This window comes from Metapseudomonas otitidis (genome assembly GCF_900111835.1).
Taxonomy (GTDB): domain Bacteria; phylum Pseudomonadota; class Gammaproteobacteria; order Pseudomonadales; family Pseudomonadaceae; genus Metapseudomonas; species Metapseudomonas otitidis.
In genome coordinates this window covers 147,403-168,942 of record NZ_FOJP01000017.1, presented here as the reverse complement: position 1 = coordinate 168,942, position 21,540 = coordinate 147,403, and the positions used below count along the sequence as shown (strand labels likewise).

Below are 21,540 nucleotides of genomic sequence, written 5' to 3'. Positions count from 1 at the left end.
GTGTTTATAGAGATTGGGAAGGGTAATTCCATCAGGGAGGGTTTTCATGTCGTACTCCGTAATCAAGTACTCGTCCTGGCTGGGTCGCTTCCTCCAGCGCCGTGGGCTTTCAGCGCCCGATCAGCGCGGGCTCTACGCGTACCACTGCAGTCTTGAGGAGTATGGCGAGCTGCAGCATTTGCTCCGTGAGTTGGGGGGCTTCGATGCTGCGTTAAAGGACCCGGCGGCCTGTGCCTGTTTGGTGCTTTTCGGCTCGGAATGGTACCGCCGTGAGTACCGCAGCGAGTATGCCTGGACCTGGGACCCGATCTGGCAAGCTTTGGGATTCCGCCTGTCTCCGGTAGACCTGAGCAAGGCTATCCCTAAAGGACTTGAGGGGTATTGGAAGCGTCCTCTTCATCTCTACGAAGCAGGCCACCGCGATTTTCTGGGGTCTCTGTTTGGTGAGGGGGGCTTGCCCTTTCAGGTTTTGCGCGAGGGGGGAAGCCGCTTCCGATCTCTATTTGACCGTTTGCTAAAGCAGTACGATCAGTGGCACCTGCTGGGGCTCAACACCCTCCAGCAGGTGGAGCAGCAACTGGAAAAGGCCAGTCTTCCTCAGGTGTTTGCCTCGCGTACGTCGGTGGAGCTGATTGCGCGAATGGCCGATGAGCTGGTGGCTCTGGTCCGGAATTATGGACTGACGCAAGCAGATGAGCCTGTCATGCACCTGGATGCCATGAACCCCAAGTGGCGTGAATTGTTTCCTCTGCCGCTGGATAACCAGACGGGCAACGAACTCCTCAATGGCCTGCTAAAAACCGCGACCAACGAGGGCAAAAGGCGCCGCCGGGATGGATGGGCATGCCAGCATTTCTGGCATGAGGCGCAGGCGGATGCGCTCAAGGTTCAGGTATCAATGCCTGAGGTGGTGGTGTTTCGTCTGAGGACGCAGCCATCCACCACTCGTTTTGAGCTGGTGATTGCCGAAGAGGGGCAGGTGATTGCTGACCTTGGTCCCGGCTATGCGTTGGTGGACAACGGTGTTGCGCACATTCGCTTGCGCTTGCGAGAGGTGATTGGCAAGCGGCGGGATTGCAGCATTCCTCTGAGCCTGGTGGCTATGGCTGGCGGCATGCAGATCTCTACCCTGCCGATAGAAGGCAGTGCGGTGGCACTGGGTGAGGTGCCGCTGGGCTTCGAGCCAATAAACGACCGCTGGCAGCTGTGCGGCCAGGCTTCATTCAATACGGCCAGCGAAGAGTTGCTGCTGGTGTTGCCTGACGGTGGCAGTTTGGGCACGGTAGGCAGCAACGAGGAGGCCATTTTCAGTGATATGCCTCCAGCGTTCTCGCGGCGTACGGTCAAGGTGCAGGGCAAGGTGCAAGTCCTGGTTGAGGGGGAAGAGTGTTACCGGATACGCACGGGCCATGCCGCCGGTATGGGGATTGGGTTGGAACTGACTGGTGCCCAGACTGGATGGCCGACCAAGCCCACGATGACCTTTGTCGGCTTGCCCCGTGTGCAGTGGCCGACCGCTGCTGGTGAGCTGCAACAGCAGGGTGGTGATCTGTACGTTGCCGGCAAGCAGCCGGGTAGCGGCTTGTTGCAGGAGATGCTCGGTACCCAGTATGTATCGGTGCGCAACCGCACCGGCGATACCTTGCTGCGCCGCAGGGTAGGCATCTTGCCGACGGATTTCCGTGTTGAGCTGCGTAGTGGTGACGCACCGGGGATGGGCAGCGTTCTGGTTTACTCTCGGCAGCGCTGCCTGCTTCAGGTTGATGACGAAAGCCTGCAGGTACAGCAGGTAAGGCATGAAGCCCATACCGAGCTTAGGCTTTCGGCAAAGGGCTTCCCCCCGATCAGGGTCCGGCTTTCCGTTTTCCCGAGCTTGATGGCCGATCCGGTGGAAATTGACCTGCCATTTCCCAGTTCGGGCTGCTTGGCCTTTGACGGCAACGGGAAGCAGCTGAAACGCACTTTCAGCGTCGATGACCTACTCGGGGCACGATTGTTTCTGTTTGGTCGATCCGGTACACCCACTCGTTTTGGTATTGAGTTGACCCTCAGGGGCAGCGTGGCTAGGAATGCTTGTTACAGCTGGTCCTACACGGTCGCCAACAAGCCGTTAGAGATCAGTCTTTTCAATATCCAGGAGCAGATTGTTGATCTGCTGTCGCTTCAGTCGGGTATCGATCAGGTTGTCGAGATGCGAGTGTACGGTAATGGCCAGGATGCCCATTACCGTATCCGCAAGTATGCGATGGAAATGCAACTGGATCATGGTCGCCAGTTACTGAGTGCTGTGAATCTGCACGATGGCGCCGACTCTATTCCCGAGCCGGTGTTGATGCTGCTGCATGATCCTATGCGTAGCTGTATCGCGCTTCGTTCACGCGCCAGTGAAGGTGTACCCACAGGTGACTTCGAGTTGCCGGCAGCCGCTGAGAGGGACGGCCCCTGGCTGGTGCTACCTAGGGCAGGCTCATCGGTATCCTTTCGGCCGCTCTTTGTCGCGGGTGGCTGGCAGCCTTTGGCGTCTGACGAAATGATCCAGAGTCTGCAAAAGGCAGTGCTGTCCTTCGATCATGCTTCACCTGTCAGTTCTTTCTCGCCCGTGCTGGATGCCATGGCGACAAACCCCATGCATAGCGGCTGGCAGTTTTTGCGGGCCTTGTATGAGGGGTACGGTTATCTGCCGCTGGCGACCTTCGAGGTCTGGAAGACACTGGTGGGGCATACCCGCACATTGGCGATGGCGCTTTTCAAGTTTGAGATGGATGCGAAATTCCTTGGCCGCCTGGAGGCTGAGTTCCCGCTTTTCTGGGAGTTTCTTCCCATTACAGAAATCCATCTTGCGGCAAAGCGTTTCGCGGCATTCCTTAAAGTGAAGGGAGTTGCTGAGGAGGCTGTTGATAGCCTGATCGGACGAATGTTTTCGAAATTGGGGGAAACCTATCCGTCTTATGGTCAGAGTGTGCAACGCTTCCTTTCAGGGAAGCCTGTTGGCCCAGAGATCAAGGTGCCTCTAGCGGTTTTCAAGGACGTCCTGCATGGCTGGTACCTTGAGTTGATTCGTGAGCGCAGCGAGGCTCAGTGGCCGGAGTTCGGCGGCAAGCGCCTGGAGCGTTGGTACAACAGCCAAAGCGACTCGGTAATCGCTTTTAGGTCGGATATGGATTATCGCAATGCAGTGCTATACCTGCCGGTTTTTGCTGCTGCAGTCGCCTGTGGCAAAGCCCAGTTCACCGATGTATTTACGGACGGAGTGGAGGCGATTTTCTTCCTGCGCCAAGTCCGCGATTTCGATTCGAAATGGTTCAACTCAATCTATCAGTATTGCTTGTTGAACAGCGTCATGGAAATGCATAAGGCCGAGTCGGTTAATGGATAAGTATTTCTCTGGACTAGTTGAACAGGCGCTTTCCCGCACCACTGAGTCCACCTTGAGCATCTTGAGCATCACCGATCCGGGCTTGCGTGAGCACCTCGGCAGTCTGATGCGAGCGGAGTGTGGCAAAGAAGGAGCATTCCTGGCGCCCCCTCTGTTCGAACAGACCTTCGGTTGGGAAGAGTCTTCGCTCACGATGGAGCAGCTGGCGAGTGATGAGCGCTTGCTTAGCAAGGAGATCATTGCTTCGCTCGACGGCAAGGCGAATGGGCGTTATCGCTTTGGGGCAAGCTGGAAGCCTTTCACCCACCAGTTGGCCAGCTGGCGCTCCTTGCTTGAGAAGAAGCATTCGGTAGTCGTCACTAGTGGTACCGGCTCGGGCAAGACCGAGTGCTTTATGGTGCCGGTGCTGGAGGATCTGTATCGCGAGTACCATGATGCTGGTCGTAAGCCGCTGGTCGGTGTCCGTGCGCTGTTCTTGTATCCACTGAACGCTCTGATCAACTCGCAACGCGAGCGTTTGAATGCCTGGACGCAGAGCTTTGGAAGTGGCATCCGCTATTGCCTTTACAACGGTAATACACCGGAGCTGCAGGCCAAGGTGCGCAGCGAGCAGAGCCTAAAGCCTAACGAAATTCTGTCGCGCGAGCTGATGCGCTCGCAACCGGCACCCATTCTTGTCACCAACGGCACCATGCTCGAATACATGATGGTGCGCCAGGTTGATGCGCCCATTGTAAGAATTTCCAGAGAGCAGAAGTCGCTGCGCTGGATCGTTCTGGACGAGGCCCACACCTACGTTGGATCGCAGGCGGCTGAGTTGGCATTGCAACTACGTAGGGTGATGACAGCCTTCGGCGTTACGCCCAAGGATGTCCGCTTCGTGGCGACCTCGGCGACCATTGCCGGTGAGGATGCTGCAGGACAGCTGAAGCAGTTTCTCTCGGATTTGTCTGGGGTGCCGGTCGCGCAGATTGATGTTTGGGGCGGGAACCGGGTCATCCCTTCTCTTGCACCATGTCAACAAACGCCGGTTGCTCTGGATGCGCTCGAATCGATGCCGGCGGTCAACGCGAACGATCCAGAGGTTCATCCCGAACGATACGATGCCCTGGTGCACTCTCCACAAGCCCGCGCACTGAGAAACCTGCTGGTCACCAGTCCTAAACCATTGAAGCTGACCGAGATGGTTAGCCATATGCGTCAGGAGGGGGAATGGTCGCTATCGCAAGGAGAAATACTGCGCTGGTTGGATGTGTGTTCGGGCACTCGTCCTTCGGCTAACGAGCCGGCGTTTCTGAAATTGCGAGCGCACTTCTTCCAGCGTACTACTCACGGGCTGTGGGCCTGTTTTGACAAAAACTGCTCGGCAAAGTCAGGCACGGCTCTGCAGCAAAGCTGGCCCTTTGGCTATGTCTACGCCAATCAAAGGCAAACCTGTAGCTGTGGCAGCTCGGTATTCGAGCTGGCTTTCTGCAATGATTGCAATGAGCCGCATCTGCTCGCTCGGGATAAGAACGGAAAGCTAATCCAGTGGGAAAGCTCCGGGGGGGATGAGTTTTCCCTGCAGGCTGAAACACCCGTTGAGGAGGACGCGGCTGATGCTTCTGCCGGGCAGCTGTCGGCCAAGACGCCGTTGGTGCTGTGTTCCTTCGAGAATACTGGTAGCGCCTATATCCCCGTTGAGATCGATAAGTTCGCTGGTTCATTCGCAGCAGTTTCTGCTGAGCGGGTACGGCTTGGGGTGAGGGATCTTGATGCTGTGTGCAGCCGCACCAGTTGTGGCTTGAGCGGGCTGCACGGGGCGTCTCCATTCCGCCGCGCCATGCTTGGCGGACCTTTCTATGTGGCCAATGCCGTGCCGACAGTTCTTGAGTACTGTCAGGACTATCAGGAAGAAGATCAGAAGCCGGACTATGGTCCCCAGTCTCTGCCGGGTAGAGGCCGTCGGCTGATTACTTTTACGGACAGCAGGCAGGGCACGGCGCGCATGGCTGTTCGTATGCAGCAGGAGGCCGAGCGCAGCAGGTTGCGCGGACTTGTCTTGGAAATTCTGAGCTGGCACCAGCGGAGCCAGACCACCTCGTCGGCGGATGCCAGCAGCCTCGACCCGTCGGTGTTACATCAACTTATTGCCAAGGCGAAAGCTGACGTGGAGTTGTACCGCAGCATTGGCATCAAGGAGGAAGCCAGAGCCGCAGAGGAAAAAGTCGCACGACTCTCGACCATGATAGCTGCAACTACTGGATCGAAAATTAGGCCAAAGCTGGTTTCTCTAGCCTGGCCGGAGCTCGCCAATGAGCTCAAGCAGAAGGCGGATTTGAAAGGCTCGATGCTGCTTTACAACAAGTATCAGAAGCCCGAGATATTCAGAGACAATGATGGCCCCTACAAGCTGGCGGAGATGCTGCTGTTCCGCGAGTTCATGCGCCGTCCGAGACGGCAGAACAGTCTGGAAACCCAGGGACTGGTGAAGGTCGAATACGTTGGCTTGGCTAAGGTCCAGGAAGTGCCGGCGTACTGGGAACAGAAAGGCCTGACGCTCGATGATTGGCGTGACTTCCTGAAGGTGGCGCTGGACTTTCATGTTCGGGAAAACAGCTATATCCAGGTCGATGAGGGCTGGTTGAGTTGGATCGGCAGCCGCTTTTCTGCCAAGAGTCTGCGTAATCCCGAGTCGCAAGAATCGGATGAGATCCGGGTCAAGCGCTGGCCTCAGATCCGCAACGGCAACCATTCCCAGCGACTAATCAAACTGTTGTTGCTTGGTGCTGGCCTGAATCCGGCCAGCACGACCGACGTTGATCTGGTCAATGCTTGGCTGCGGGCTGCCTGGCTGCAGTTGACCAGACCGGGCTCGACGCTTAAGGCTGACGAAAACCGATACTTCCTGCCCAGAGAGCACATGCTGTTCTCGTTGGTTGATCGGGCTTATGTCTGTCCGGTGACCAACAAGCTGTTGGATACCACCTTCAAAGGCCTTACCCCTTACCTGCCTACTCATCTGGATTTCTCTCGGCTGACTGAAGAGCAGTGTAAGGGCTATCAGGCGGAGCTGGTTGAGCTACCAGGCCTGTGGGAGTTTGACCGTTCGCAGGACGACTATGCGCCTGGACTTGTGCGAGTTAGAAACCTGGTGGCGAACGATCCTCTTGTTAGCGATCTGCGAGCACGAAACCTGTGGACAGATATCAATGATCGGGCAGTGGAGGGTGGATACTACTACCGCACAGCAGAGCACTCTGCCCAGCAGTCTTCCGAGCGCCTCGGCTCCTATGAAGAGATGTTCAAAAAGGGACAGCTCAACGTCCTGAACTGCTCCACTACCATGGAGATGGGCGTGGATATTGGCGGTATTTCTGCTGTGGTCATGAACAATGTGCCGCCGCACCCGGCCAACTATCTGCAGCGCGCCGGTCGTGCTGGGCGAAGCAAGGAGTCCAGGGCGCTTGCCTACACCCTTTGTAAAAACAACCCGCATGACCAACAGGTTTTCGCCAATCCGGGTTGGCCGTTTGAGACTAAGATCCCCGCGCCAGTAGTGGCGTTGAATTCCGAGCGACTCGTGCAACGGCACGTTAACTCACTACTGTTGGCGGACTTTCTCTGCAATGTGGTTGGTCCTACTCAGACAGAGAAAACCAGTTTGAATACCCAGTGGTTCTACGACGATGAGCACGGTGTTTCGCAGTGCGACCGGTTTATTGAGCGACTGGGTCAGGTTGTCTCTGATCTGGATGATGCACTGAAGGACTTGGTGATGGGCACAGCTCTGGCCGGTGTGGACGCGGCTCAGCTGCGCCGTCGTGCAGTCGATGCAATCAAGCCATTGCAGAGTCGCTGGTTGAAGAGCTATCGCTTCCTGCTTTCTGAGGAGAAGCAGGCGAAAGCCAACAGCCCTTATCTGAAGCGCCTTCAAATAGAAAAGACCCGCCATTGCAATGAGTACCTGTTGCGGGACCTTGCGGCGCGTACCTTCCTGCCCGGCTACGGCTTCCCCACCGATGTGGTTAACTTCGATAACTTCACGATAGAGGATTACGTTCGCGAGCGAGATGCGGGGAGCGCTCTGAAGCAGGACCGTGAGGACAATGTATCCCGATACAAGGGACTGCCTTCACGCAACCTGTCGATAGCCATTCGCGAGTACGCTCCTGGCGCAGAAATTGTTCTAGATGGTCGGGTGTTCAGATCTGCCGGTGTTTCCCTTCACTGGCATAACCTCAATGCAGACAGCAAAGAGGCGCAGAAATTGGACATCGCGTGGCGTTGTGATGTCTGCGGCACGGTGGATTATGAGGAGGCGCTGGTGAAGGCCGACGAGCTGACTTGCAGCAATGTCGACTGTCAGGCGCTGATTAAGCCCCAGAACCTTCGTAAGGTCCTGCGGCCCACCGGCTTTGTCACCGATGCCTATGTGTCGGCATCCAATGACATCCAGCATCAGAAATTCATCCCAGTTGAGACTGCCTGGGTTTTCGTAAATGCCAGCAAGACCCCGCTGCCAAACCCGGCAGTCGGGGCGATGACTTACGGTGCCGATGGGAAGGTCTTCCATCACAGCTCAGGTGAGCACGGAGCAGGTTTTGCCTTGTGTATGAGTTGTGGCCGAGCGGAGTCCATGCAGCCGGATGGGACGTTTCCGCGAGACCTGTCACCTTCCGGTGACCACTATCCGCCGCGCCCGACCAAAGAGGATAAGGACCAGAACAACAAGCGTCTCCCTTGCCAAGGAAGCGGGAGCATCCTTCCTAGCGTGAGCCTAGGTGCGGTGGCTACCACTGATGTATTTGAGCTCACCTTGCATCATCCAGTACGCGGTGAGTTTATTTCAGACTCGGCGCAGGGCAGTGTAATTGCCATGACACTCGCTGTAGCTCTGCGCGCCGCCCTGGCTGAGATATTGGGGGTATCTGCTTCCGAACTGGGCTATGCAACCCGTCCAAGCAAGCTGCCCAGCGGGCAGTCCATTCGCGTCCTTCAGCTTTTCGACGTCATCAGCGGTGGTGCGGGCTTTGCTACTAGCGCGCCGTTGCATGTCGAACGACTGCTGCGCGGGATGGTGGAAAGGCTCCACTGCAAGCATTGTGAAACTGGTTGCAGTGAGTGCCTGCTGGACTCTCAAACGCGGCATGACCACGACAAACTGGATCGCCAGGCAGCGCTCGACTGGCTAGGCTCGGACTTCATTCATCACGTGGGGTTGACCGCCGAAAACAAACTCTCCTTTGCGGATGGCCAATATGCGCCAGGCAGCATCGAGAGCGTTCTGCGCCGGCTCATCAATGAGGGGGCTGAGAGGGTCACTCTACTGACCTCTGGTGATACGGCGGAGTGGGATCTTCTTGCACCACAGTTCCGTAAGGCAATTCAGACCTATGCTCTGGCTGATGAGCTCACTGTTGACCTGCTAGTGCCAGCGGATATCAACGATGAGGAGCTCATGCAGGATCTTCAGCGTCTGTCGAGCCTTGGGGTTAATGTTGGGAATGTTATTACTAAGCCAGGTGAGCATGTCGTTGCCCAAGCATTTATAGGGGGCGAGGTTATTACGCTGGCCTCCCGCAGCCTTGTGGCAACCGTCCCAGGCTGCAGTTGGCATCAAAGCGATGAGCTAGTCGTTCTCTCAAGAAGTCAGCCGGGGCTTGACTGGAAAGCGATGGACCTTTTCCAGGCCGCGAGTGGCTCCTCCGGCAAGGTAGGGATCGTCGATATATCAATTCATGAAGAGCTCAATGGGCCACTGCTGCAGTTCGGTGAGCGTTTCTGGGAACTGCTTGGTGCTAGAGATCAGCAAGTTGCTGATGTGATTGCGACTGCGAAGATCAACAGGCTGACCTACTCAGATCGTTACATTCAGAATCCCGCAGCCGTGACGATACTGGGTGCGGTTCTGAAGAATCTGAAGAGCCGCATTTCTGCCGAAGCGTTTGTGCAGGTGAAGACCCTATTCAAATCAGGTCGGATGCAAGGGCGTAAGGCCTTTGATGACTGGGCTAGTCAGGACGACTTCGAGTTCTTCTCACGCAATTGGCTGTCGGCAATGGTTGGGTGTCAAGTTGAGCTGGTTGTGGAGTCGTCGAATCGCGAAATCCCCCATCACCGTAGGTTGGAGCTTGAGTTTGAAGACGGCAGGACGCTGAAGGTCAGGTTCGACCAAGGTGTCGCCTATTGGCGGGTTCGCTTCGGCTCGCACAGTGACATGTGGTTTGACTTTGACCTGGCTGTGCAAGATCAGCTAATGCATATGGCCAGGGTGGTTGAGACCGCCCGGATTCAGAACTCTGAGCAGAAGTGGGCGACGGACGTGTTGGTCGAGCTAAAAAGCTAATAGGGCCTGCTTTGGTGTGGAAAGGGGAGATTTTGGGGACGTGTTTCTAGGAAAGCGGGGGCGAATCAAATCGTCTTGGGCAATGACAATATGGCGGCAGAATCTCGCTGCCTTTATGCGCCAAGGCACGACGAGCTAGTACTCGCGCAGCTGTAGAGGCACGACAGGTGAACAGACTGTGCGGCACGGTTTAGGCACAGAATTGGCACAGCCCGAAAAACAGTCGAAAAGCGGCGATGAGGGCAGTGCTCATCGCAACCTGATGATTGGCATGGAGAATAGTCTTGGGGAGTGAGCCAATTCGGGGGCTGGATCGGCGAAGCCTTGTGGAAAAGACTTGTGAATCAAGGAGATTGGCGCACCAGGCGGGATTCGAACCCACGACCCCCGCCTTCGGAGGGCGGTACTCTATCCAGCTGAGCTACTGGTGCGTATGTGTTGCGGCAGTCTATTTGACCATTAGCTGACACCCTTCTCAACTCGACGAGTATTGCCTTCGGAGGGCAGTACTCTATCCAGCTGAGCTACGGATGCTTGAGAGCGCGCAATCATACCTGCACGTGACGTCGGAGTCCATTTTGCGTGGTGTGTTCTGAATATTGAACGCGCACGCTCCTCGTAACGGATTCTGCACAGCAAAACCCGACGGGCGCTCATTTTTTTGTCTGTTTTATCGAACGTAGTATTGCCCTTTGATGCCTCTGGCCCTAGCATTCGTTTGAGATTTCAAACGCCCCTTGCACTGCCAAGCCCGGCTGCTGCAATCGACTTCCTTTCCTGGCCAATCCTGGGGTTGGCCGAACAAAAACAACGGACCCCGGCTCCTTGTAACCGGTGCGAAGGAGACAGAGATGCAATTGAAAGATGCCACGCTGTTCCGCCAGAAAGCCTACATCGACGGGGCCTGGCTGGACGCTGACAGCGGCCAGACCATCAAGGTCAACAACCCGGCCACGGGTGAGATCCTGGGTACCGTTCCGAAGATGGGCGCTGCCGAGACCCGCCGTGCCATCGAAGCTGCCGAACGTGCTCTGCCGGCCTGGCGTGCCCTCACTGCCAAGGAGCGTGCGGCCAAGCTGCGTCGCTGGTTCGAACTGATGATGGCCAACCAGGACGACCTGGGCCGCCTGATGACCCTGGAGCAGGGCAAGCCGCTGGCCGAAGCCAAGGGTGAGATCGCCTACGCCGCCTCCTTCATCGAATGGTTTGCCGAAGAAGCCAAGCGCATCTACGGCGACGTCATCCCCGGCCACCAGCCGGACAAGCGCCTGATCGTCATCAAGCAGCCCATCGGCGTGACCGCGGCCATCACCCCGTGGAACTTCCCCGCTGCGATGATCACCCGCAAGGCCGGCCCGGCCCTGGCCGCCGGCTGCACCATGGTGCTCAAGCCTGCTTCCCAGACCCCGTACTCCGCCCTCGCCCTGGCCGAACTGGCCGAGCGCGCCGGCATCCCCAAAGGCGTGTTCAGCGTCGTCACCGGCAGCGCCGGTGAAGTGGGCAGCGAGCTGACCAGCAACCCCACCGTGCGCAAGCTGTCCTTCACCGGTTCCACCGAGATCGGTCGCCAGCTGATGGCCGAATGCGCCCAGGACATCAAGAAGGTATCTCTGGAGCTGGGTGGCAACGCCCCCTTCATCGTCTTCGACGATGCCGACCTGGACGCCGCCGTCGAAGGCGCATTGATCTCCAAGTACCGCAATAACGGCCAGACCTGCGTCTGCGCCAACCGCCTGTACGTGCAGGACGGCGTGTATGACGCCTTCGTCGAGAAGCTCAAGGCCGCCGTGGCCAAGCTCAACATCGGCAACGGCCTGGAAGACGGTGTCACCACCGGCCCGCTGATCGACGAGAAGGCCGTGGCCAAGGTCCAGGAACACATCCAGGACGCCGTCAGCAAAGGCGCCAAGGTCGTTTCCGGCGGCAAGCCCCACGCCCTGGGCGGCACCTTCTTCGAGCCGACCATCCTGGTCGACGTACCGAAGAACGCCGCCGTCGCCAAGGAAGAGACCTTCGGCCCGCTGGCCCCGCTGTTCCGCTTCAAGGACGAGGCCGAAGTCATCGCCATGTCCAACGACACCGAGTTCGGCCTGGCCTCCTACTTCTACGCCCGTGACCTGGGCCGCGTGTTCCGCGTGGCCGAGGCGCTGGAATACGGCATGGTGGGCATCAACACCGGCCTGATCTCCAACGAAGTGGCGCCGTTCGGCGGCATCAAGGCCTCCGGCCTGGGTCGCGAAGGCTCCAAGTACGGCATCGAGGACTACCTGGAAATCAAGTACCTCTGCCTCGGCGGGATCTGAACCTGATGCAAAGACGGGGCAAGGCGCGAAAGAGCGCGCGGCGCCCCAGCTCCACAACCTGAACCGACGAACCTCCGGCGGGCCTGCGCAGTCGATCATCGAATGCTGCGCAAGCGCCCACCGGGGGTATTCATCCTTGAGACTGCGCCGCCCGATGAGCGGCCGTGAGGAAGACATGAGCAAGAACGAATCCCTGCTGAAACGCCGTGCCGCCGCTGTAGCCCGTGGTGTTGGCCAGATCCACCCGGTGGTCGCCGAGCGCGCCGAGAACGCCACCGTCTGGGACGTGGATGGCCGTGAGTACATCGACTTCGCCGGCGGCATCGCCGTGCTGAACACCGGCCACCTGCACCCGAAGGTGATCGCCGCTGTCCAGGAGCAGCTGACCAAGCTGTCCCACACCTGCTTCCAGGTACTGGCCTACGAACCCTACATCGAGCTCTGCGAAGAAATCGCCAAGCGCGTACCGGGTGACTTCGCCAAGAAGACCCTGCTGGTCACCTCCGGCTCCGAAGCCGTCGAGAACGCCGTCAAGATCGCCCGTGCCGCCACCGGCCGTGCCGGCGTCATCGCCTTCACCGGCGCCTACCACGGCCGCACCATGATGACCCTGTCCCTGACCGGCAAGGTGGTTCCGTACTCCGCCGGCATGGGCCTGATGCCCGGCGGCGTGTTCCGTGCCCTGGCCCCGTGCGAACTGCACGGCGTGAGCGAAGACGACTCCATCGCCAGCATCGAGCGCATCTTCAAGAACGACGCCCAGCCCCAGGACATCGCCGCGATCATCATCGAGCCGGTCCAGGGCGAAGGTGGCTTCTACGTCAACTCCAAGGCCTTCATGCAGCGCCTGCGCGCCCTGTGCGACCAGCACGGCATCCTGCTGATCGCTGACGAAGTGCAGACCGGCGCCGGCCGTACCGGCACCTTCTTCGCCACCGAGCAACTGGGCATCACCCCGGACCTGACCACCTTCGCCAAATCCGTCGGCGGCGGCTTCCCCATCTCCGGCGTGTGCGGCAAGGCCGAGATCATGGACGCCATCGCCCCCGGTGGCCTGGGCGGCACCTACGCCGGCAGCCCGATCGCCTGCGCCGCGGCCCTGGCCGTGTTGAAGGTGTTCGACGAAGAGAAACTGCTGGAGCGCAGCCAGGCTGTTGGCGAGCGCCTCAAGGCTGGCCTGCGTGACATCGCTGCCAAGCACAAGGTCATCGGCGACGTCCGCGGCCTGGGCTCCATGATCGCCATCGAACTGTTCGAAGGCGGCGACGTGCACAAGCCCGCTGCCGAGCTGGTTGGCAAGATCGTGGCCCGTGCCCGTGAGAAAGGCCTGATCCTGCTGTCCTGCGGCACCTACTACAACGTGATCCGCTTCCTGATGCCGGTGACCATCCCCGATGCCCAGCTCGACAAGGGCCTGGCCATCGTCGCCGAGTGCTTCGACGAACTCGCCTGAGGCTCACCAGCCAGGCGTACTTGAGACCCGCTTCGGCGGGTCTTTTTTTGCCTCGGATCAAGCCGATTTCATCCAGTCGGTCAATATGCCATCGGGCCACTACTCAGCCCTTCATCGGCGCTTTAGACTTGTCGCCTTCTTTTTTGCCAACTCCGTCGCACCCACTCACGGCACTCCCGCAGTAGCCCGAGGTACCCATGACCGCCTACGCCAAGGTTCCGGAAGTCCTGATTGCCGAGGCAGACCCGTGGACGGCCGACCTGCTCGCTCAACTGGTGCTGGACATCCGCGCCGACGCCAACCTCGTCCGTGTCGCCGACGCGCCCACCGCCCTGGCGCGCTGCAAGCGCCGCCTGCCCGACCTGGTGATCGCCGACGGTGAACTGCAGGGCGGTGGCGGCCTGGAGCTGCTGCGCCAGCTGCGTCGCCACCCGCGCACCCCCATGCTGCCGTTCGTGCTCATCAGCGCCCGGGTGGATGCCGGCAGCGTGCGCGCCGTGCTGCCCCTGGCGCCGTCCGCCTACCTGGGCAAGCCCTTCAATGCCGAGAGCCTGCGCCAGCGCCTGGCCAGCCTGCTGCCTGCCGGCGAAGGCCGCGAGCCGACCGCACCGCTGCTGGTGGCCACCCTGGAGGAATACCTCGACAGCGTGCGCGAGGAAGGGCAGGGCGCACCCCTGCTCAGCGACGTGCGCGACGCCGTCAGCCGCTGCCTGCAGGCCAGCGACCTCGACCTGCGTGACCTCGACGAAGTCTTCTCCCGCGACCCGCAGATCACCGCCCGGCTGATCGCCGCCGCCAACAGCGCCGCCCAGCACCTGGGCACGCCCTGCCAGACCCTCACCCAGGCCCTGCAGCGCCTGGGCGTGACCCGAGTGCTCAACCTCGTGCTCGGCATGGCCCTGGAACGCAACGCCCGGCTGCGCGACCCGCGCCTGGCCGAGCTGGCCGACATCGCCTGGCGCGAGGCCCAGCGCAGCGCCGAGCTGGGCTACTGGATGGCCAGCGAGCTCGATCTGGATGCCGAGCTCTGCTACACCGCCGGCCTGCTGCACAACATGGGCGAACTGGCCCTGCTGCGCAGCCTGCAGGACTGGCAGGACGCCGGCGGCACCCTGGAGGACGACGCCCTGGAAAGCGTGATGCGCAAGCGCGCCGCCGGTTTCGGCTCCGCCCTGCGCATCCGCTGGCGCCTGCCCTTCGGCCTGCGCGAACTGGTGGCGGCCTTCTACGGCCTGGGCAGCGGCGTGTTCTCCCGCGAGGCGCTGACCATGAACCTCTGCGCCGGCCTCCTGCGCCTGCCCGCCAACGCCGCCCCGCGTGACCTGCTGGACGAGCGCTCCGCCCGCCTGCTGCGCCTCGACCCCTCGCTGCTGGATCGCCTGCCGGCCCGCCTCATGCAGGCCTGAGGGCCTCCTCGACGAAGTCCAGGCGGTCCTGACCGAAGAACATCTCCGTGCCCACGAAGCAGGTGGGCGCCCCGAACACCCCGCGCCTGACCGCCTCCTCGGTGGCCGCCTTCAGCGCCTCCTTCACCTCCGCCTCGGCCGCCAGTGCCTGCACGGTCGCCGGGTCGAAGCCGGCCCCTTCCAGCACGGCCGCCAGCACGGACGGATCGCCCAGGTTCTTCGCGTCCTGCCAGAGCGCGCGGAAGGCCGCGTCCAGGTACGCCTCGAAGCGCTCCGGCTCGTGCAGCTGCAGGCCGGTGGCGATGCGCATCAGGGTCAGGGTGTTGATCGGGAAGTGCGGGTTGAACACCATCGGCACGCCGTAGCGGCGGGCGAAGCGCAACATGTCCACCAGGGTGTAGCGCCCCTTGGCCGGTACGCTGATGGGCGAGGCGTTGCCGGTGGCCTGGAACACCCCGCCCAGCAGCATCGGCCGGTAGCGCAGCGCTGCGCCATGGCGGGCGCACAGCGCCGGCAACTGGGTCCAGGCCAGGTAGCTGGCCGGGCTGCCCAGATCAAAGAAGAATTCGACGCTCTTGTTCATTTTTTGTCCTTCGAATAACGCTACGGAGTCGGGGTCGAGCGAGCGGTACTCAGGCTAGGCGGCGGGGCGTCGGGAAAGCGGAGTTGGCGTCTGCCAATGAGCATTTCACGGCGTCACGCCAACAACGCCTGAGCGTCGCGCAGCCGGCCGTCAGTAATCACCAGCGTTCCATCCAGGGGCGCAGATCGAGTTCGAACGTCCACGCATCCCGCGGCTGGCTGTGCAGGAACCAGTAGTTGTCGGCGATGTGCTCGGGGTCGAGGATGCCGTCCTGGTCCTTGCGCGCGTAGAGGTCGGGGAAGGTGTCGCGGATGAACGCCGTGTCGATGGCACCGTCCACCACCACATGAGCGACGTGGATGTTCCTCGGCCCCAGCTCCCGCGCCATGCTCTGGGCCAGCGCGCGGATGGCGTGCTTGGCCCCGGCGAAGGCGGCGAAGCCGGCCGCCCCGCGCAGGCCCGCCGTGGCCCCGGTGAACAGCAGCGTGCCGCGCTCGCGGGTGACCATGCGCTTGGCCACCGCCTGGCTGGTGAGGAAGCCGGCGAAGCAGGCCATTTCCCAGATCTTGAAGTACTTGCGCGGCGTCTCGTCGAGGATGCTGCACGGCACGTTGGCGCCGATGTTGAAGACGAAGGCCTCGATCGGTCCGATGTCGCGCTCGATCTGCTCCACCAGCGCGTTCACCTCCTCCTCCTTGCGAGCGTCCGAGCCGAAGCCGAAGGCCTGGCCGCCTTCGGCGCGGATCTCGTCCACCAGCGCCTGCAGCTTGTCCGCGCTGCGGCGGGTCACGCAGGCGATGTAGCCCTCGCGGGCGAAACGCTTGGCGATGGCTCCGCCCGTGGCGTCCCCGGCGCCGATCACCAGCACCACCTTGTTCGTATTGTCCTGACGGGTCATCGCGGATTACCTTGGGTAAACGGTCGTTAGGTGAACGGACGTTATGCTACAGTCCGCGCCAGCGTCAAGCGAGGAAAGCCCCATGCGTTACTCCCCCAGCCACAAGGAAGAAACCCGCCAGAAGCTGCTGGAAAGCAGCGGCGCCATCGCCAAGGGCGGCGGTTTCGCCAGCACTGGCGTGGATGCCCTGATGAAGGCCATCGGCCTGACCGGCGGTGCCTTCTACAGCCACTTCCCCTCCAAGGACGACCTCTTCACCGCCGTGGTCGAGCGCGAACTGTCCGGCAGCCTGATCGGCCAGGCCGCGCGCGAACCGGGCTTCGACCGCGCCCGCCTGCAGCGCTGCCTGCACCACTACCTGAGCCTGGCCCACGTGCAGGACCCGGCCGCCGGCTGCGCCATTCCCGCCCTCGGGGCCGAGATCGCCCGGGCGGATGCCATGGTCAGGGAAACGGCCGAGCACTGGCTGCTGCAACTGCAGCGCGCCTGGGCGTCGATCCTCGAGGATGGCGACCTGGCCTGGGCCCTGCTGGCCCAGTGCGTCGGTGCCCTGGTGGTGGCGCGCATGCTGGCCAGCCAGCCCGCGCAGGAAGCGGTGTTGCAGGGCAGCCGCCGGTGGGTGGACGACTGCCTGGAGGGCGCGTGCAGCGCTTAGAGGGGCACTTCCAGGGGCTGCCGGCCTGACGGCCTCGCCCACGTTTCCGGAGGCGCCCCGGAGGGGTCAGATTTCCTGCATGTCGAAGTCGGCCTTGCCCACGCCGCAATCCGGGCAGACCCAGTCCTCCGGCACATCGCCCCAGGCCGTGCCGGCCGGGATGCCTTCCTCGGGCCAGCCCTTGGCTTCGTCGTAGATCAGGCCGCAGACCACACAGATCCAGGTTTTCATGCCGTTACCTCTTGTCGTTCACGGGGGCAGGAAGCGGGTCGAGGGGCTCGGCCAGCGGGCAGCGATAGTACGTGCAGACGGGCCGCACGGCGGCCCATCCAAGGTTGGGGCGGACGGTCAGGCCGTGTGGGCCTGGAGCGGGCGCTCCTGCTCGCGGGCACGCCAGCGGTTGGCGCGGGCGAAGGTGCCGATGTCGTTGAAGCGCACCCCCATCTCGCGCATCACCCGGTGGGCCACCGGCGCGGTCATCTGGCGGATGTAGAAGGGCTCCTTCACCACGAAGTGGTGGATCGCGTGGGTGCTGCCGAAGTTGAAGCAGAACGCCTGCAGCGGCCACAGCCACCAAGGGTTGAGCACCTGGGTCTGCTGGATCACGTTGCCCGGCTCCACGTCGCCGTAGTAGTGCATGTTGGAGCTGACGAAATGCAGGCAGAAGGTGCGCAGCACGTTGGGGCCCACCAGCACCACCACCGCGATGTCCACGCCGTGCATCACCGCCAGGGTGGTGTCCGACCAGGCCACCGGCGCCCCCAGCAGCGCACTCACGCCGTTGATGGCGTGGAAGCCGAGGAAGACGTACCAGGTGCCCCAGTTCATCAGCGCCAGCGGTGCATAGACCTTCAGCGTGCGCACCAGGATGAACTTCCTGTGCTCCCAGCTCCTGGCCCGCAGCATGCGGATCAGCGAGGACATCACGTTGTCGCCCACCATCAGCAGCCGGGCGATGCCCCAGGGCTCGCCGTTGGTGATGGCGCGCTCCTCCATGTCGGCCTCGGTGCCGGAGACCTTGTGGTGGTTCAGGTGCAGGTGCCGGCGGACCCACGGATTGATGGTGCTCGGCCGGGCCAGCCACACCAGCGCCATCATCAGGTTGTGCGGCACCTTGCGCTTGCGGAAGTACATGCTGTGGATCAGGTCGTGCTCCAGCTCGTGGGTCAGCGAAGCGAAGAACGCATTCAGCAGCAGGCATGCCCACCCAGGCAGCACGTCGTTCAGGTAGAGCAGTGCCGAGCCCACCATCCCCGCCAGGGCGAAGGCCAGGATCGCCGCACCGATGAAGTCCTGGTGACGCAGGAAGGGGTAGCGCTGGCGCAACTCCGCGCCACGGGCCATCACCACTTCGCGAATGTGGGCTGATCGCTGCGGGTCATCGAGGGGCGTGGGGCTTGCGGTGATCGGGGGCATGCTTACATCCTCTTGTCCGTCTTGTGGGCACCACTGTGCCGCCGCCCCGGCGGTGCCGCCCGACCGAGCACGCCAACCTGTTGACCGGACACGCCAACCTGCATGAGCGCCGAACCCACCACCCTGGCCAGCTGGACCCGCGCCCTGCGCAAGCAGCTCGACGCCCTCGGCCTCGACAGCGCCGCCCTCTGCCGGCAGGCCGGGCTGGACCCGGCGCTGATGGACGACCCCAACGCCCGCTACCCGCTGTCCGCCACCACCCGCCTCTGGCACCTGGCCGTCGCCGCCAGCGGCGACCCCGCCCTCGGTTTGCGGGTCTCGGCCTTCGTCGGTCCCACCACCTTCCACGCCCTGGGCTACGCCCTGATCGCCAGCGCCAGCCTGCGCGAGGTGTTCGAACGCATCGAGCGCTACCACCGGGTGGTCAGCGACGCCCTCAGCCTCCGCCTGCACCTGGAAGACGAACGCTACGCCTTCCACCTGCAGGTGCCGGTCGATGGCCCCGCCCCGGCCGATGAAGCCATCGACGCCTTCGCCGCGCTCTACGTCCGCACCTGCCGCAACCGCCTGGGGCGCGACTACGCCCCCCTGGCCGTGCACCTGCGTCGCTCCGAGCCCGCCGATCCGGCGCCCTGGCACCAGGTGTTCCGCTGCCCGCTGCGCTTCGCTGCCGAGGAGAATCGCCTGGAATTCGCCCGCGCCGACTTCGAGCGGCCCCTGGAAGGCGCCAACCCCGAGCTGGCCGAACACAACGAAGCGGTGCTCAAGCGCACCCTCGAACACCTGCAGGGCCCGAGCTGGTCGAGCCGCGTACGGGCCTGCCTGGAAGCGCGCCTGCCCAACGGCGAGCCCTCCGCCGAAGGCATCGCCCAGACGCTGCACCTCAGCCTGCGCAGCCTGCAGCGCCACCTGGCCGACGAAGGCACCCGCTACGAGCACCTCCTCAGCGACACCCGCCACGCCCTGGCCCTGGCCCACATGCGCGACCCGCGCTGTTCCATCAGCGAGATCGCCTACCTGCTCGGCTTTGCCGACACCAGCAGCTTCAGCCGTGCCTTCAAGCGCTGGACCGGGCAGAGCCCCAGCCAGTACCGCGAGGGCCTGTCCCGCTGAGCGCGGCCCCGGCGGCTGCCCGTGCTGGCGAGGGGCCGGCCGAGCAGCCAGAATGCCTACCCATAACAAGAACCGCCGAGGCCCGCATGCGTCCCGCCTATGCCCGCCATCCCTACGCCTTCATCCTCCACGCCCTGGGCCTGGCCCTGCTGATGCTGGTCTACGGCCGCTGGCAGGTGCCGCTGGCCTGGAGCGTGCCGGCCTACCTGATCCTCGCCCTGTGTCCCTGGCTGGGCCCGTGGAAGGTGCCGGAAGAGCCGGCCCCGCTCATCGATCCAGCCGCCGATGCCCGTCTTGAACGGGAGCGCCACCTGGAACAGGACGCCGCCGAGCGGCGGCAACTGGAAGCCGAACTGGCCGACGCGCGCGCCCGGTTGCACACCCACCGACAACACGCCCAGGCGCTGCTGGACGAAGCCGCCGAGGCACAGCCGCTGCCCCATGCCGAGGGCCTCGACGCCGCCACCCGGCAGGTACGGGAAGCGGTCGAACAGGGGCGCGCCACCCTCGACGCCGCACAGCAGCGGCTCACCGCCCAACTGGCGCGCAGCGGGGAAGGGCGCCAGCGGGTCGAGGCCCTGGCCACCCGCAGCGAAGCCATCCAGCAGGTGGCCCAGAGCATCCAGTCCATCGCCAGCCAGACCAACCTGTTGGCCCTCAACGCCGCCATCGAAGCCGCCCGCGCCGGGGATGCCGGGCGCGGCTTCGCCGTGGTGGCCGATGAAGTCCGCAACCTTGCGGCACGCACCGCCCAGGCCACCGAGGAAGTCGGGCGCATGGCCGAGGACATCCGCCAGCAGACCGCCGCCGCCGTCGAACACCTGGCCAGCCAGGACCAGGGTCTGGTCGACGGGGTGGCCGCCCTGGCACCGCTCGGCGAAACCCTGCAACGGCTCGACCGGGACAGCCAGGCGGTCGGCGAGGTGCTGGCGCCGCTGCAGGCGGAATGGTCGGCGTGTCACGCCCGGCAGCAGGCCCGTTGCGATGCCTGGGCCGAATGGGCCCGCCAATGGGCGGCGGAGTAGGGAACCGTCAGCGCACCTGGTGGGCCAGTTCGCGCAGCAGGCGGTTCACCTCCTGGCTGCTGCCCTCCATGTCGTTCACCGCCTGCAGCAGGGCCCGGTGGTTGTTCCCTGGCAGCTCGTCCAGCGCGCTTCGTGCCGCCTGGTGGACCCGTGCATGGGGCGCGGAGAGCGCCTGGAAGGCACGCAGCGAGCCGTACCGTGCCTGGATCGCCGAAGACTGGTACCACTGGCCCAGCCGGCAATGCTGGTGGTCGCTCAGGTTGGCGTGGTGTTCACCCTTGAACAGGTGCTGGTAGACCCCCAGCTTGAACAGCAGGTGGTCCAGCTTGACCGCCTCGGTGAAGGCGCTGAGGGCGATGCCCTCGATGAAGCGATTCATGTGCTCGCCCAACTGCACCATTTCATCCAGCGTCTGTGCCGAGTTGGACACGTTCTCGGACAGGCGCGTCGACTCGCTGGACAGGCTGCCGATGGCCTGGCTGGCGCGGCCGGTTTCCTGGTTGATGCTGTCCACCAACTGGCTGATTTCCTGGGTTGCCTGGCTGGTACGCCCGGCGAGGGCACGCACTTCATCGGCCACCACGGCGAAGCCGCGACCCTGCTCACCGGCCCGTGCGGCCTCGATGGCGGCGTTGAGCGCCAGCAGGTTGGTCTGGTCGGAAATCGCCTTGATCAGGTCGACGATGCGGCTGATCTCCTCCACGCGCTGGCGCAGCAGGTTGACGCTTTCCACACTGCTCACGCCCTGTTCGGCCATGGAGGCCAGGGCGCCGGAGAAACCACCCAGCAGGCTGGAGGTTTCCTGGAACACCCCCTGGTGGCGCTGCAGCTTTTCCACCTCCACCTGCAGTTGCTCGGCCTGGGCAACCACACTGTCGCGGGTGTCCGACAGGGAGTCGGCGAACAGCCCCAGCTTGCCGTGCAGCTCGCCGTGGAGCTGGTGCTGCGCCAGCACGCTGTCCGCCTCCGTATGGCGGGCCTGGC

General features: G+C 62.6%; 12 protein-coding genes, 1 tRNA gene and 2 pseudogenes. 8 read left to right on the top strand and 7 right to left on the bottom strand.

Annotation, left to right across the window (positions count from 1 at the left end; all coding sequences use genetic code 11):
* Positions 1 to 46 precede the first annotated feature (46 nt).
* Both BM198_RS22130 and BM198_RS22125 read left to right on the top strand, forming a co-directional pair.
* On the top strand, positions 47 to 3,376 hold the full coding sequence (locus BM198_RS22130; RefSeq protein WP_074972442.1) for an STY4851/ECs_5259 family protein: 3,330 nt from the start codon (positions 47 to 49) through the stop codon (positions 3,374 to 3,376).
* Positions 3,369 to 9,704, top strand: a complete 6,336-nt coding sequence (locus BM198_RS22125; RefSeq protein ID WP_074972440.1) for a DEAD/DEAH box helicase — start codon at positions 3,369 to 3,371, stop codon at positions 9,702 to 9,704. The genes BM198_RS22130 and BM198_RS22125 overlap by 8 nt, the downstream gene beginning before the upstream one ends.
* 354 nt (positions 9,705 to 10,058) lie before the next feature.
* Here the strand turns inward: BM198_RS22125 and BM198_RS22120 are convergent.
* A tRNA-Arg gene (locus BM198_RS22120) sits at positions 10,059 to 10,135 on the bottom strand.
* 420 nt (positions 10,136 to 10,555) lie between these two features.
* On the opposite strand from BM198_RS22120, the gene gabD reads away from it, so the two are divergent.
* The 3 genes from gabD to BM198_RS22105 all read left to right on the top strand — a co-directional run bounded on the left by gabD (position 10,556) and on the right by BM198_RS22105 (position 14,866).
* Positions 10,556 to 12,007, top strand: coding sequence for an NADP-dependent succinate-semialdehyde dehydrogenase (gene gabD, locus BM198_RS22115; RefSeq protein ID WP_044401960.1), 1,452 nt, complete (start codon positions 10,556 to 10,558; stop codon positions 12,005 to 12,007).
* A 175-nt stretch (positions 12,008 to 12,182) separates the two neighbouring features.
* The gene (gene gabT / locus BM198_RS22110) at positions 12,183 to 13,460 is read left to right on the top strand and encodes a 4-aminobutyrate--2-oxoglutarate transaminase (protein WP_044402076.1); all 1,278 of its coding nucleotides are present in this window, start codon (positions 12,183 to 12,185) and stop codon (positions 13,458 to 13,460) included.
* 197 nt (positions 13,461 to 13,657) lie between these two features.
* A complete protein-coding gene (locus tag BM198_RS22105) occupies positions 13,658 to 14,866 on the top strand; it encodes an HDOD domain-containing protein (protein WP_074972438.1) in 1,209 nt (402 codons plus the stop codon).
* Here BM198_RS22105 and BM198_RS22100 read toward each other — a convergent pair.
* Both BM198_RS22100 and BM198_RS22095 read right to left on the bottom strand, forming a co-directional pair.
* Positions 14,853 to 15,449 carry a 2-hydroxychromene-2-carboxylate isomerase gene (locus BM198_RS22100; protein ID WP_074972436.1) on the bottom strand — a complete coding sequence of 199 codons (597 nt, stop codon included), beginning with the start codon at positions 15,447 to 15,449 and terminating at the stop codon, positions 14,853 to 14,855. The genes BM198_RS22105 and BM198_RS22100 overlap by 14 nt on opposite strands.
* 157 nt (positions 15,450 to 15,606) lie before the next feature.
* Entirely contained in the window at positions 15,607 to 16,347 is a 741-nt protein-coding gene (locus BM198_RS22095) for an SDR family oxidoreductase (RefSeq protein WP_074972434.1), read from the bottom strand.
* 82 nt (positions 16,348 to 16,429) lie between these two features.
* Here BM198_RS22095 and BM198_RS22090 point away from each other — a divergent pair, with 82 nt between their 5' ends.
* The gene (locus BM198_RS22090) at positions 16,430 to 17,002 is read left to right on the top strand and encodes a TetR/AcrR family transcriptional regulator (RefSeq protein WP_074972432.1); all 573 of its coding nucleotides are present in this window, start codon (positions 16,430 to 16,432) and stop codon (positions 17,000 to 17,002) included.
* A gap of 66 nt (positions 17,003 to 17,068) precedes the next feature.
* On the opposite strand, the gene BM198_RS22085 is transcribed toward BM198_RS22090, so the two are convergent.
* Together BM198_RS22085 and BM198_RS22080 are read right to left on the bottom strand one after the other, a co-directional pair.
* Positions 17,069 to 17,233, bottom strand: coding sequence for a rubredoxin (locus BM198_RS22085; RefSeq protein ID WP_044401971.1), 165 nt, complete (start codon positions 17,231 to 17,233; stop codon positions 17,069 to 17,071).
* A gap of 117 nt (positions 17,234 to 17,350) precedes the next feature.
* The gene (locus tag BM198_RS22080; protein WP_074972430.1) at positions 17,351 to 18,418 is read right to left on the bottom strand and encodes a fatty acid desaturase; all 1,068 of its coding nucleotides are present in this window, start codon (positions 18,416 to 18,418) and stop codon (positions 17,351 to 17,353) included.
* Positions 18,419 to 18,520: 102 nt separating this feature from the next.
* On the opposite strand from BM198_RS22080, the gene BM198_RS22075 reads away from it, so the two are divergent.
* Positions 18,521 to 19,531 (top strand): AraC family transcriptional regulator, encoded by a 1,011-nt coding sequence (locus tag BM198_RS22075; protein ID WP_074972428.1) that lies wholly within the window; start codon positions 18,521 to 18,523, stop codon positions 19,529 to 19,531.
* 617 nt (positions 19,532 to 20,148) lie between these two features.
* A pseudogene (locus tag BM198_RS30805) lies at positions 20,149 to 20,556 on the top strand (methyl-accepting chemotaxis protein); the annotation flags it as partial.
* 7 nt (positions 20,557 to 20,563) lie between these two features.
* On the opposite strand, the gene BM198_RS30550 reads toward BM198_RS30805, so the two are convergent.
* Positions 20,564 to 20,935, bottom strand: a complete 372-nt coding sequence (locus BM198_RS30550) for a CZB domain-containing protein (RefSeq protein ID WP_236213881.1) — start codon at positions 20,933 to 20,935, stop codon at positions 20,564 to 20,566.
* A gap of 24 nt (positions 20,936 to 20,959) precedes the next feature.
* A pseudogene (locus BM198_RS30800) lies at positions 20,960 to 21,250 on the bottom strand (methyl-accepting chemotaxis protein); the annotation flags it as partial.
* Between the last annotated feature and the right edge of the window lie 290 nt (positions 21,251 to 21,540).

What these genes read in the sequence shown, in the direction of transcription:
- BM198_RS22100 (WP_074972436.1), bottom strand. Translation starts at nt 15,449, where the DNA reads ATGAACAAGAGCGTCGAATTCTTCTTTGATCTGGGCAGCCCGGCCAGC.
- BM198_RS22105 (WP_074972438.1), top strand. Translation starts at nt 13,658, where the DNA reads ATGACCGCCTACGCCAAGGTTCCGGAAGTCCTGATTGCCGAGGCAGAC.
- gabD (WP_044401960.1), top strand. Translation starts at nt 10,556, where the DNA reads ATGCAATTGAAAGATGCCACGCTGTTCCGCCAGAAAGCCTACATCGAC.
- gabT (WP_044402076.1), top strand. Translation starts at nt 12,183, where the DNA reads ATGAGCAAGAACGAATCCCTGCTGAAACGCCGTGCCGCCGCTGTAGCC.
- BM198_RS22090 (WP_074972432.1), top strand. Translation starts at nt 16,430, where the DNA reads ATGCGTTACTCCCCCAGCCACAAGGAAGAAACCCGCCAGAAGCTGCTG.
- BM198_RS30550 (WP_236213881.1), bottom strand. Translation starts at nt 20,935, where the DNA reads ATGAATCGCTTCATCGAGGGCATCGCCCTCAGCGCCTTCACCGAGGCG.
- BM198_RS22130 (WP_074972442.1), top strand. Translation starts at nt 47, where the DNA reads ATGTCGTACTCCGTAATCAAGTACTCGTCCTGGCTGGGTCGCTTCCTC.
- BM198_RS22085 (WP_044401971.1), bottom strand. Translation starts at nt 17,233, where the DNA reads ATGAAAACCTGGATCTGTGTGGTCTGCGGCCTGATCTACGACGAAGCC.
- BM198_RS22095 (WP_074972434.1), bottom strand. Translation starts at nt 16,347, where the DNA reads ATGACCCGTCAGGACAATACGAACAAGGTGGTGCTGGTGATCGGCGCC.
- BM198_RS22075 (WP_074972428.1), top strand. Translation starts at nt 18,521, where the DNA reads ATGAGCGCCGAACCCACCACCCTGGCCAGCTGGACCCGCGCCCTGCGC.
- BM198_RS22125 (WP_074972440.1), top strand. Translation starts at nt 3,369, where the DNA reads ATGGATAAGTATTTCTCTGGACTAGTTGAACAGGCGCTTTCCCGCACC.
- BM198_RS22080 (WP_074972430.1), bottom strand. Translation starts at nt 18,418, where the DNA reads ATGCCCCCGATCACCGCAAGCCCCACGCCCCTCGATGACCCGCAGCGA.